Genomic DNA, 12,026 nt, shown 5'->3' with positions numbered 1-12,026 from the left:
CGGGCCGAGGGTGCGACTGCCGGGGGCTGCGGCGGCCCGGACGCGCGTGAACCGGACAGCTGGTGTTTGCGCAACGGTAACCCCAATGTGAGACAACCGGACGTCCGATAGCCGGAACGGGAGAGGCAGGCAGAAACGTGATCGTCGGTTCGCAGTCGGGTGCGGGCGCTACCGATGCGCCGCCCACCGCGCCCTCGGGCAGCGACACGAATGGTGAGCCCCCCGAACCCACAGTCCCGACGGACTCCGAGACTCCGACCGATTCCCCGGCCACGACGGACGCCGCGACCACGACCGACTCCCGAACCGGCGCAGATGCCGGCCCCTCCGGCTCGGCGGTGAGCGGCACCGACGGGCAATCGGCACCCGATCTCGTCGACCCGGACTCCGCGCAGCGCACGGGGCACGCTCCGGTCTCGCCGCTGCTGCGTGGAGCCGCTGCGGCGCAGCCCCGGACACTGGTCGACATCCTCGCCGAAACAGCCCACGCCTACCCCGACGCGGATGCCGTCGACGACGGCACCGAGGTGCTGACGTACCAGGAGTTGCTCGCGGCGATCGACGCCTCGGTGGCCGAGCTGCGGGCGGCGGGCATCGGTCGCGGCGACCGCGTCGGCGTGCGGATCCCGTCGGGCACCGCGCGGCTGTATGTGACCATCCTCGCCGTCCTGCACGCCGGGGCCGCCTACGTGCCCGTCGACGCCGACGACCCGGAGGAACGCGCCGAGCTCGTCTTCGGCGAGGCCGCCGTCGCCGCGGTCGTCACCGCCGCGGGCATCACCACCACACAGCGTGACGACACCGCCGCTGCGCCGGAAGGCACCGCCGCGCGCCGCGACGACAACCGAGTGCCTGTGGGCCCCGACGCGACCGGCCCCACCGTCGACGACGACGCCTGGATCATCTTCACCTCCGGCTCCACCGGCACCCCCAAAGGTGTCGCGGTCACCCACCGCAACGCCGCCGCCTTCGTCGACGCCGAAGCGCGAATGTTCCTGCAGCAGGAACCGATCGGGCCCGGCGACCGGGTGCTGGCCGGACTGTCGGTGGCCTTCGACGCCTCCTGCGAGGAGATGTGGCTGGCGTGGCGGCACGGCGCGTGCCTGGTCCCGGCGCCGCGCGCGCTGGTGCGCAGCGGGATGGACCTGGGCCCGTGGCTGGTGCGCCGCGGGATCAGCATCGTGTCCACCGTGCCCACCCTGGCCGCCATGTGGCCACCCGAGGCGCTCGACGCGGTGCGGTTGCTGATCTTCGGCGGCGAAGCGGTCCCCCCGGAACTGGCCGAGCGGCTCGCCGGCAGCGACGACCGCGAGGTGTGGAACACCTACGGACCCACCGAGGCCACCGTGGTGGCGTGCGCGGCGCAGCTCACCGGCACCCCGCCGGTACGCATCGGACTACCGTTGGACGGCTGGGATCTGGCCGTCGTCGACGCCTACGGCACGCCCGTCGCCGAAGGGGAATCCGGTGAACTGGTCATCGGCGGCGTCGGACTCGCCCGCTACCTCGACCCGGCCAAGGACGCCGAGAAATACGCGCCGATGCCGACCCTCGGATGGCAGCGCGCCTACCGCTCCGGCGATATGGTGCGCAACGACCCCGCCGGACTGATCTTCCTCGGCCGCGCCGACGACCAGGTCAAGGTCGGCGGACGCCGGATCGAACTCGGCGAACTCGACGCCGCGCTGCAAGATCTGCCCGGCGTCACCGCCGCCGCGGCCGCCGTGCGCACCACCGCCGCCGGCACTGCGATCCTCGTCGGCTACCTGTCCACCGGTGACGACGACATCGACCTGCCGCGCGCGCGGGAACTGCTCGCCGGACGACTGCCCGCCGCCCTCGTGCCCCGCCTCGCCGTACTCGGCGAATTGCCCACCCGCACCTCGGGAAAAGTCGACCGTGACGCGCTGCCGTGGCCGTTGCCCGGCGCCGACGGTGAACCCGGCGCGGGACTGGACGGCACCGCGTATTGGCTTGCGGGACTGTGGCATTCGGTGCTCGGCGCCGACATCGACGGCCTGGATTCGGATTTCTTCGACCTCGGTGGCGGTTCGCTGTCGGCGGCGCAGCTGGTCACCGCGCTGCGCGAACGACTGCCCCAGATCACCGTCGCCGACCTCTACGACCATCCGCGCCTGGGCGCGCTGGCCGACTTCATCGACGCCGCCGCCCCCACCGAACAGGCAGCCACCCGCCACGTCGCTCCGACACCGCGACGCGCGCAATGGATCCAGGTGCTGGCCTCGGTGCCGCTGACCACCCTCACCGGCCTGCAATGGCTGACCTGGCTCGGCGTGGTCACCAACATCGCCTCCCGCTTCGGCGCGCTGCCCTGGATGCCGGGACTGTCGTGGTGGTGGGCGCTGGCCGGATTCGTCCTGTTCATCTCACCGCCCGGCCGGATGGCGATCTGCGTGGCCGGCGCCCGGCTCCTGCTGCGCGGCGTGCGCCCCGGCAGCTACCCGCGCGGCGGCTCGGTCCATCTGCGCCTGTGGACCGCGGTGCGAATGGCCGAGGCGGCGGGCGCGCACAACCTGTCCGGCGCACCGTGGATGGTGCCGTTCGCGCGGGCGCTGGGCGCACGCATCGGGCGCGGCGTCGACCTGCACACGCTGCCGCCGGTCACCGGGATGCTCGAACTCGGCGACGGGTGCAGCGTCGAACCGGAAGTGGACCTGGCCGGATACTGGATCGACGGCGACCGCGTGCACATCGGTGAGATCCGCATCGGCCCCGGTGCGGTGGTCGGTTCCCGCTCCACGGTGATGCCCGGCGCGGTGATCGGCAAGAACGCCGTCATCGAACCCGGTTCGGCCGTGTTCGGGAAGGTGAAGGCCGGACAGAGCTGGGCCGGATCACCCGCGGTGAAGGTCGGCCCCGCCGAACATCGCTGGCCCGCCACCACACCGCCGCGTGCGCTGCACTGGGTGCTCGCCTTCGGGGTGACCTCGATGCTGCTGTCGGCGCTGCCGGTGATCGCCCTCGCCGCGGGCGGACTGCTGCTGGCCTGGTGGATCCGTGACGAAACCACCCTCACCGGGGCGCTGGCGCACGCGATGCTGATGCTGCCGGTGGCCGCGCTGATCGTGCTCGCCGTCTTCGCCGCGGTGACCGTGGTCGCGATCCGGGTGCTCTCGATCGGCTTGACCGAGGGCTACCATCCGGTGCGCAGCCGCGTGGGCTGGCAGGCCTGGGCCACCGAACGACTCACCGACTCCGCGCGCACCTTCCTGTTCCCGCTGTATGCCAGTCTGCTCACCCCGCTGTGGCTGCGGCTGCTCGGCGCCGACGTCGGCAAGGGCGTCGAGGCGTCGACGGTGCTGCTGCTGCCGAAATTCACCAAGGTCGCCGACGGGGCCTTCCTCGCCGACGACACCATGATCGCCGGCTACGAACTCGGCGGCGGCTGGATGCACATCGGCGGCGCCAAGGTGGGAAAGCGGGCCTTTCTGGGTAACTCCGGTATGACCGCGCCCGGACGGCGGGTGCCCAAGAACGGTTTGGTGGCGGTGTTGTCGGCGGCTCCGGAGAAGGCGAAAGCGGGTTCGTCGTGGCTGGGCAGCCCGCCGGTGCGGTTGCGCCGCACCGCCGGCGATTCCGACACCGCCCGCACCTTCGACCCGCCGCTGAAACTCAAACTGGCCCGCGCGCTGGTGGAGACGTGCCGGCTCGTCCCGGTGATCCTCAGCTTCGGCATCGGGCTCGGTGTGCTGTTCACGCTGGCCTGGCTGGCATCCGGGCCCGGATACTGGCTGGCCGCCCTGTGTTCCGGGGTGGTGCTGCTGATCGCCGGCGCCGTCGCCGGGGCGTGCGCGGTGGCGGCGAAATGGCTGATCGTCGGCCGCATCCAGCGAGTGGAACATCCGCTGTGGAGTTCGTTCGTATGGCGCAACGAGGTGTGCGACGCGTTCGTGGAAACCGTTGCCGCGCCGTGGTTCGCGCGCGCGGCCACCGGCACCGCGGTGATGAACATCTGGCTGCGCGGGCTCGGCGCACGCATCGGGCGCGGAGTGTGGTGCGAATCGTATTGGCTGCCCGAGGCCGACCTCGTCAGCCTCGGCGACGGGGCGACCGTGGAACGCGGCTGTGTGGTGCAAACACATCTGTTCCATGATCGGATCATGTCCATGGACAGCGTGACCCTCGACGCCGGTGCCACCCTCGGCCCGCACTGTGTGGCACTGCCGGCGGCCCGCATCGGCGCCGGTGCGACCGTGGGGCCGGCGTCGCTGGTGATGCGCGGGGACACCGTCCCGCCGTCGACCCGGTGGCAGGGCAATCCGATTGCGCCGTGGCCGGATGCCCGGCGCGGCAAGTGAAGGCAGGTCGTCGATGAAGCTGGGTAGAGGTGGCGCCGAGGCGCCGATCGACGACTATCTGCCGCAGAACGGCAACCGCGGCTACCGGGTCTCGCGCTACGAACTGGATCTGGTGTACAAGGTCGCCGCCAACCGGCTGACCGGCCGGGCCACCATCACGGCGGTGACCACCGTCGTACAGCCGCGATTCGCGCTGGATCTGTCGCAGACACTGAGTGTGGCAAAGGTTTTCGTCAACGGCGCCAAACCCGCCAAATACACCCACACCAGGGGGAAGCTGACGATCACGCCCGCCCGGCAGGTACCCCCGGGAGCGGCACTGTCGATCGTGGTGCACTACGGCGGCACCCCGAAACCGGTGCGCGGCCCGTGGGGTGAGGTCGGCTGGGAGGAACTCACCGACGGCGTGCTCGTGGCGAGCCAGCCCAACGGCGCGGCGTCCTGGTTCCCGTGCGACGATCACCCCAGTTCCAAGGCGAGCTACCGGATATCGATCACCACCGACTCCCCGTATCACGCGCTCGCCAACGGCGTGCTGACCGCTCGCACCACCAAATCCAGCCAGACCACCTGGGTGTACGAGCAGTCCGAGCCGATGGCCTCCTACCTGGCCACCATTCAGATCGGGCCCTACCGGTCCCACCGCATCGACGCCGGACGCGCCACGAAGGTACCGATGACCGCGGTGCTGCCGCCGCGACTGCGCACCCCCTTCGACCACGACTTCGCCCGGCAACCACAGATGATGGCCGAATTCGAGCGCCGGTTCGGGCCCTACCCGTTCCACGGCTACACCGTCGTCGTCACCGACGACGACCTCGAAATCCCCATCGAGGCACAGGGATTGTCGATCTTCGGCGCCAACCACTGCGACGGGCAGCGCGGCGCGGAACGGCTCATCGCGCACGAACTGGCCCACCAGTGGTTCGGCAACAGTCTCACCGTGCGGCAGTGGCGCGACATCTGGCTGCACGAGGGATTCGCCTGCTACGCCGAATGGATCTGGTCCCAGGCCGGCGGCGGACCCAGTGCCGACCAGCTGGCCCGCGCCGCCCGCCAGAACCTCGCCCGGGCCCCGCAGGATCTCGTGATCGGCGACCCCGGGCCGGCATCGATGTTCGACGACCGCGTCTACAAACGCGGCGCCCTCACCCTGCACGCGCTGCGCCTGCGCCTCGGCGACGACGCCTTCTTCACCCTGCTGCGCGACTGGACCGCCCGGCACCGCTACGGCACCGTCGCCGCCGAGGACTTCACCGACCTCGCCGGCCACTACAGCCCGGCACCCCTGCGCGAGCTGTGGGACAGCTGGCTCTACCGCACCGCGCTGCCCGACCTGCCGCAGCACGGGTTGGGTGCGGTCGGCAGCTGAGCCGAATCGGAGGCCCCGGCACGAGGAGCTGGGTCAGGCGCCGGCCTCAGGCATCGAACCCGACGTCGGCCAATTGCCCTGCCGCATCCGCTGATTGGCGCAGCCCGGCCTCGTAGGCGGGAGTCAACGCGGCCGGGTTGAACACGTCGAAGCCGAACACCGCCACCGCGTCGGCGTCCGGGGCGAGCGAGATCTCGGTCGCCGCGCCGTGTGCGCTGTCTGCGCGGGTGCGGGGGAACATGTGCGCGAGCGGTTCCATGATCACCACGTTCTCCGCGCCGGCGGCCAGGTCGGCATTGAGGGCCGAGCGCACGCCGCCGTCGAAATAGCGGGATTCGCCGATCGGGATCGGCGGGAAGACACCGGGCACCGCGGTACTGGCGGCCAGCGCCTGCGGCAACGACGCTGCCGTGTCGCGGGTCCACACCTGCAGTTCGCCGGTGCCGATATCGATCGTGGTGACGTGCAGGTCGGCCTCCGGCCATTCGGTGACACCGGCCAGCCGGGCGATCCGTTCGACGTGGGCGCCGGGATCTCCGGCCTCGGCGGCGAGCGCCAATTCGCCCATGCGGCGGCGGATCTCGCGGGCGTCGCCGGATGAGGTCCGCAATGAGAAGATCTCGGCGAGTCGCCGCGGATCCGGGGCGAACGATTCGCCGCCGGACGACCGGGTGGCCCCCAGGTGTGCCAGGTCGCCGCCCGCCGCGAGCACCGCGCCGACCACCGACCCCGCCGACGTGCCCACGATCCGGTCGGCGCGTGCGGGATCGATCCCGGCGGCACGCAATCCGACCATCATTCCCGCCATCCACGCGATCCCGACGGGGCCGCCACCGCCGAGTACCAATGCGGTGCGGAATCGGTCGGGCGAGAGTGCGGCACACATGAGCGCGACACTACCGGCGCGCTCCCCCTCGCGCAGCGCCTCGGATCATCACCGACCGCGATGTCGGCGCTCGTGGGCGGGCCGTGGGTACTCGGCGTCGGTCGTGTGGCGCACACCACCCAGTAATAGAGCAATTGCTCTGTTACGGTGGGATCGTGCCCCGCCCTCGCATTCACGATCTCGACGTCGTTCTCGACCATGCCGAAGCGCTCGCCGTGGCCGCCGGTGTGCCGGCGGTGACCATCCGCGCGGTCGCGGCTGCCAGCGGAATGTCGAACGGCGCGATCTACCACAGCTTCGGCTCGCGCGCGGAACTGGTGGCGCGCATGTGGATTCGCGCCGCGCGCCGGTTCCTGGACGTACAGAACGAACTCGTCGACGAGGCGCTGGCCGACGATTCCGGCAGCGACCCCGCCGTGCAGGCGGTCGTGCGCGCGGCCGAGGCGCCCGCGGAGTTCGCCGAACGGTATCCGGCCTCCTCGCGCCTGGTGACGATGCTGCGCCACGACGAGGTCCTGGCCGCGGAGCTGCCCGAGAGCGTGGCCGCCGAGGTGCGGTCACAACACCGCGGGCTCGTCGCGGTGATGCGCAGGCTGTCGGCGCACCTGTGGCAACGCGAGGACCGGCGCGCCGTCGAGGTGATCACCGCCTGCATCGTCGATCTGCCCACCGCGCTGCTGCTGTCGCGCGACCGCCTCGCCGACCCCGACACCCGCATGCGGTTGCGAGCGGCCGTCCGGGCCGCCGTCACCGCCGGGCCACCACCGAAACGCTGACCCAGAAATACCGGCCATCACCGAAAACCCGAAGGAGACCCGATGTCCCCCACCCTCACCTACCGTGACAGCGTCGCCGTCCTCGACCTCGGCGCGGGCGAGAACCGCTTCTCACCGGAATTCCTCGCCGCCGTGAACGCTCACCTCGACACCGTGCTCGCCGACGGCGCGACCGGGTTGATCACCACCGCGAGCGGCAAGTTCTACTCCAACGGCCTAGACCTGGACTGGTTGAGCGCCAACGGTGAACGCGCACCGTGGTACGTCGAACAGGTGCAGGGGCTGCTGGCGCGCGTGCTCACCCTGCCCGTGCCGAGCGTGGCGGCCCTGCCGGGCCACGCCTTCGGTGCCGGCGCCATGCTCGCGCTCGCGCACGACCAGCGCGTCATGCGCGCCGATCGCGGCTACTTCTGCTTCCCCGAGGTCGACATCCACGTACCGTTCACTCCGGCTCTGGCCGCGCTCGTGCAGGCCAAGCTGTCGGCGGAGGCCGTCACCGCCGCGGTACTCACCGGCCGCCGGTTCGGTGGGACCGAAGCGCACCGATACGGTCTCGTCGACGCCACCGCCGCCACGGGTGAGGAGATCGAGACGGCCATCGACCTACTGGCCCCGCTGGGCGCCAAGGACCAAGGCACCCTGGGATCGATCAAATCGGTGTTCTACGCCGGCGCCTACACGGCACTGACTGCCTGAACCGAACCGCCGCAACCGGTTTCGGTTGCGGCCGGGCCTGTTCGGCGATGCTCAGCGGCCTTTCCACTCCCGCGTGCGCTTCTGCGCGAACGCCAGCACACCCTCGGCGGCATCCTCCGACGACAGTGCGCTGCCCGACACCTCGAGCTGGCGGGTGAACGCGACATCGGTGGACCAGTCCGGTGATTCGTCGACGATGCGTTTGCTCGCCGCCAGACTCAACGGCGCGTTCACCGCGATCCGCTGCGCCAACTCCAGCGCGGCATCGAGCGCCTTTCCCGGTTCGGTCACCTGATTGACCAGCCCCAGCGCCGCCGCGCGTTCGGCGGAGATCGGATCGCCGGTCAGCGCCAGCTCCATCGCCACCGCCCGCGGCAACCGCTGCGCCAACCGCAACACGCCCCCGCCGACCGCCACCAGGCCGCGCTTGACCTCCGGGATCCCGAACGTCGAATCCTGGGCCGCAACCACCAGATCCGCGGCCAGCGCCAGCTCGCAGCCACCGGCCAGAGCCGGCCCCTCGACCGCCGCGATCAACGGTTTCACCGGCGGTTTCGCGGTGACCCCGAGCGGGCCGCGCTTCTCGGTCATCGGCGTCTCGCCGCGCGAGGCGGCCTTGAGATCCATTCCGGCGCAGAAATATCCACCCGCGCCGGTGATGATCGCAACCTGCGCCGACGGATCGGCCTCGTAGGCGTCCAGGGCCCGTTCCAGTCCGAGGGCGGTGGCCAGATTCACGGCATTGCGCACCTGCGGCCGGTTCAGGGTGATGATCGTGATCGGGCCGCGCCGCTCCACCAGCACCGGCGGTGCGGGCGGGGCCGGCAAGTCCACCCGTTCGCGGCCCTCGACGCTGATGTCGTGGCCGGATACCGTCACCGGCAGGCCCAGCAGATCGCCGTCGACCAGTTCCGCGATCAGCTCGGAATGGGTGTTGCGCAACAGGATTCGGCCGCCCGAGGGTTCGATCAAGCTCAGAATCGCCGCTTCCGGCTGTCCGTCGCGGGCATAGGCGACGGTGTAGGCCTCCACCACCGCCGGACCGTCGTGGGCGCCGCGGGCCGGGCGCGCCGGCGGGTTCTCGATGATCGGGCGCAGATGCCGGTAGGGCTGGGCGGGCGGCAGCGAGGAATACACGCCCAGGGCGTGTTTGGTGACATACCAGCCCAGCGAACTCGCCAGGCCGAAGGTGCCCGGTTCCGCGCGCAAGCGCGCCACCATCGTCGCCACCGCGTGGCCGCCGTAGTTGTTGCCCGGACCGCCGCCGAAGGTCAGCCCGCCGGTCACCGACAGCGGACGTGCCGGATCGTCGATCGCCAGCCCCAATTCGCGCGCGGCGATCTGCACGGCCACCGGGAAACACGCGTAGAGATCCACATGGGTCAGCGCGTCGACACCGATACCGCTGTGTTCGAGCACCGCCCGTCCCAGCGTCGCGATCGCCGGTGAGGCGGCCAGTTCGGCGCGTTCACTGGTGAACCACTCGTCGTGGCCGGACGCACCGGCGTGGATGAAAATCCACTTGTCCTGCGCGATTCCGGCCTTTTGCGCGGCCGCGGCACTGCACATCACGATGCCGCTGGCCATATCGACGGTCAGATTCGCGCACTCCAGCTTCGTGTAGGGCGTGGAGACCATGCGATTGTCCGGGCCGGGAGTGGCGATCCGATCGGCATCGAATTCCTCGGGCTGCCACGCGTAGTCGTTGCGTGCCGCCACCGCCGACAGCCGCGACCAGAGTTCGGCCACCGCTTCGGCGTGATCGCCGGGACTGCGCCCGAGCCGATGCCGGTTCGCCGACTCCAACAGGGCGTACATATTGATCGGCGCGATCAGGCCCGCCGCGGTCTCGGCCGGATTGTTGGCCGGTTTGTCGATACCGATCGAACGGGTCGGCGCGACCTCGGGCCCCTGCTGCGGCCAGGACAGCTCGACACCGGCGCGCTGCGCCGCGGCCTGAGTCGCTCCGGCCTCCGCGCCGGTGACCAGCACCATGTCGTAGTCACCGGCCGCGATCGCCGCCGCGGCCTCGTTGATCACCAGCTGACCGCCGTCGCCGCCGAAGGGACTCGACTGCGCGGTGTCGATACCGGCCACGCCCAATCGCTGCGCGATCACCGCCCCCATATCGCGGTACTGCCACGACGTGCACGCCACCGCGAACACCGCGTCCGCGCGGCGCAGCAGGTCCTCCCCGGCGCCGCTGTCTGCGGCGGCGCGGCGCAACGCGGTCACCGCGAGCGCGGCCGGATCGCCGTAACCGGAATCCGGTGTGCGCTGGGTGATCTGCCCGACGCCCACCAGCACGGGGGTGCGCGGATCGATCTCGGTGCCCGACGCGCGGTGCCGAACGGGCTGCGCCGCGCGCTTTTTCACCGGGCCGGCCGCGGCGATCGCTTCCGGCAGCCGGGCCAGGGACTGCTCCATCGCCTCGCCGAGGCTGCGGGCCACCGACGCGCCCAGCGGGCCCTCGACCGGCGGGCCGCCCAGCCCGGCATCGAAATACACCGTCGCCTGATCGCCGGACCCGGCGACGGTCAGCCAATATCCCAGCCGCACACCCTGCGGACCCTCCCCGGCCAGCGCGAAACCGCGCTCACCGGCCTCGACGACCGTCCAGCGCAACTCGGCCGGGATGCCCATCACCAGCGCCTGCTGCGTGAACGTCAGGCCCTCCCGGACGGCGCCGGGCGCCTGACCGCGCCAGCCGGCGTGCAGGGTGAACCAGTCCGCCAACCGGCTCAGATCCGACAGGTAGGCCGCCACCGTATCGGGTGCCACGGCGATGCTCCGGCGGGCATGCGCGGATTTGGCGTAGTCGCTCACGCCGGCGGGGGTGAGGTAACCGTCCGCCTCTTCGGCGCGCGTGGTCTCGGGGGCGGACTGTGATCGGGCGGTGCCGACCAGGCCGGTGATCAGGTCACGGGCGATACGCGGATCCTTGCGCACCGCCGCGAACAGGGCATTTCCCGCCTCGAGCTTGGTGCGTGCGGCGCGGATGCGATCCGATCCCGGCAATGGCGACACCGACAACCTCCTTGTTGCGTCTCGAGACAATTAATCATCCGTTCTTTCGAGGCGTCAAAGACTTGTGACCTGCATTACGTAAGTTTAGACTTACGGTTCGTGGGGACTTACCAAGATGGTGCGCTCGACGCTCTCGGGGACCCGACCCGGCGAGCGATCTTCGAACGACTCGGGCGCGGACCCTGCGCGGTCGGTGAGCTGGCCGCCGAACTCCCGGTCAGCCGTCCGGCGGTCTCCCAGCACCTCAAGGTGCTCAAACAGGCGGGGCTCGTAGTCGACGAGGCGATCGGCACCCGCCGGATCTACCGGCTCGATCCGAACGGCATCGACGCGCTGCGCGGTTACTTCACCCGGTTCTGGACCACGGCGATGTCGTCGTTCCGCGACCGGGCCGAGGCGGCGGCACGCGCCGGACAGCCGCATTGACTCGAAACGCACAGCGGCACAACCACATCCGAGGAGAAGTCATGACACAGCAAACCAGCGACACCCAGGTCCGCGTCGAACTCACCGTCGAAGCGCCCATCGACACCGCCTTCGACGTCTTCACCACCGGCATGGACAGCTGGTGGCCCCGCGAACATCACATCGGCGCGGGACCACTGGCGGAAGTGGTGGTCGAACCCCGCGTCGGCGGACGGCTGCTCGGCCGCGAGGCCGACGGCACCGAATGCCCGTGGGGCCGTGTCCTCGTCTGGGACCGTCCCGGCCACTTCGCCTTCTCCTGGGACATCTCCCTGGACTGGAAATATCAGCCCGACCCGGCGCTGACCAGCCGCGTCGACGTCACCTTCACCTCCATCGATTCCACCCACACCGCCGTCACCCTCGTGCACGGCGACTTCGCCAACCACGGCGAGGGCTGGGAAACCATGCGCGACGCGGTCGGCTCACCCGGCGGCTGGCCCAGACTGGCCGACACCTACGCCCGCGCCGCCGCGGCCGCCTGA

8 protein-coding genes are annotated in these 12,026 nt (G+C 70.9%); 6 read left to right on the top strand and 2 right to left on the bottom strand.

Features of this window, described 5'->3' with window-relative positions; translation table 11 throughout:
* The first annotated feature begins 338 nt into the window (after positions 1 to 338).
* Together NMI01S_RS12165 and NMI01S_RS12160 are read left to right on the top strand one after the other, a co-directional pair.
* Entirely contained in the window at positions 339 to 4,319 is a 3,981-nt protein-coding gene (locus tag NMI01S_RS12165) for a Pls/PosA family non-ribosomal peptide synthetase (RefSeq protein ID WP_084512914.1), read from the top strand.
* 13 nt (positions 4,320 to 4,332) lie between these two features.
* Positions 4,333 to 5,691 (top strand): M1 family metallopeptidase, encoded by a 1,359-nt coding sequence (locus NMI01S_RS12160; protein WP_062996641.1) that lies wholly within the window; start codon positions 4,333 to 4,335, stop codon positions 5,689 to 5,691.
* Positions 5,692 to 5,737: 46 nt separating this feature from the next.
* On the opposite strand, the gene NMI01S_RS12155 is transcribed toward NMI01S_RS12160, so the two are convergent.
* A complete protein-coding gene (locus NMI01S_RS12155) occupies positions 5,738 to 6,577 on the bottom strand; it encodes a patatin-like phospholipase family protein (protein ID WP_062996639.1) in 840 nt (279 codons plus the stop codon).
* Positions 6,578 to 6,732: 155 nt separating this feature from the next.
* On the opposite strand from NMI01S_RS12155, the gene NMI01S_RS12150 reads away from it, so the two are divergent.
* Both NMI01S_RS12150 and NMI01S_RS12145 read left to right on the top strand, forming a co-directional pair.
* On the top strand, positions 6,733 to 7,353 hold the full coding sequence (locus NMI01S_RS12150; protein WP_062997009.1) for a TetR family transcriptional regulator: 621 nt from the start codon (positions 6,733 to 6,735) through the stop codon (positions 7,351 to 7,353).
* A gap of 42 nt (positions 7,354 to 7,395) precedes the next feature.
* Entirely contained in the window at positions 7,396 to 8,049 is a 654-nt protein-coding gene (locus tag NMI01S_RS12145; RefSeq protein ID WP_062996636.1) for an enoyl-CoA hydratase-related protein, read from the top strand.
* A gap of 51 nt (positions 8,050 to 8,100) precedes the next feature.
* Here the strand turns inward: NMI01S_RS12145 and NMI01S_RS12140 are convergent, their stop codons facing one another.
* Positions 8,101 to 11,076 (bottom strand): type II toxin-antitoxin system Rv0910 family toxin, encoded by a 2,976-nt coding sequence (locus NMI01S_RS12140; RefSeq protein WP_062997007.1) that lies wholly within the window; start codon positions 11,074 to 11,076, stop codon positions 8,101 to 8,103.
* Positions 11,077 to 11,175: 99 nt separating this feature from the next.
* Here NMI01S_RS12140 and NMI01S_RS12135 point away from each other — a divergent pair, with 99 nt between their 5' ends.
* Both NMI01S_RS12135 and NMI01S_RS12130 read left to right on the top strand, forming a co-directional pair.
* Positions 11,176 to 11,502 (top strand): ArsR/SmtB family transcription factor, encoded by a 327-nt coding sequence (locus NMI01S_RS12135; RefSeq protein ID WP_062996634.1) that lies wholly within the window; start codon positions 11,176 to 11,178, stop codon positions 11,500 to 11,502.
* Between the two features lie 41 nt (positions 11,503 to 11,543).
* Positions 11,544 to 12,026, top strand: a complete 483-nt coding sequence (locus tag NMI01S_RS12130; RefSeq protein ID WP_062996632.1) for an SRPBCC family protein — start codon at positions 11,544 to 11,546, stop codon at positions 12,024 to 12,026.

The organism is Nocardia mikamii NBRC 108933 (assembly GCF_001613505.1).
GTDB lineage: Bacteria > Actinomycetota > Actinomycetes > Mycobacteriales > Mycobacteriaceae > Nocardia > Nocardia mikamii.
This window is presented reverse-complemented; position numbering and strand designations above follow the sequence as displayed.

Excerpts from the sequence above, each read along its gene's own strand:
- NMI01S_RS12160 (WP_062996641.1), top strand. The coding sequence starts at position 4,333 with ATGAAGCTGGGTAGAGGTGGCGCCGAGGCGCCGATCGACGACTATCTG.
- NMI01S_RS12155 (WP_062996639.1), bottom strand. The coding sequence starts at position 6,577 with ATGTGTGCCGCACTCTCGCCCGACCGATTCCGCACCGCATTGGTACTC.
- NMI01S_RS12145 (WP_062996636.1), top strand. The coding sequence starts at position 7,396 with ATGTCCCCCACCCTCACCTACCGTGACAGCGTCGCCGTCCTCGACCTC.
- NMI01S_RS12130 (WP_062996632.1), top strand. The coding sequence starts at position 11,544 with ATGACACAGCAAACCAGCGACACCCAGGTCCGCGTCGAACTCACCGTC.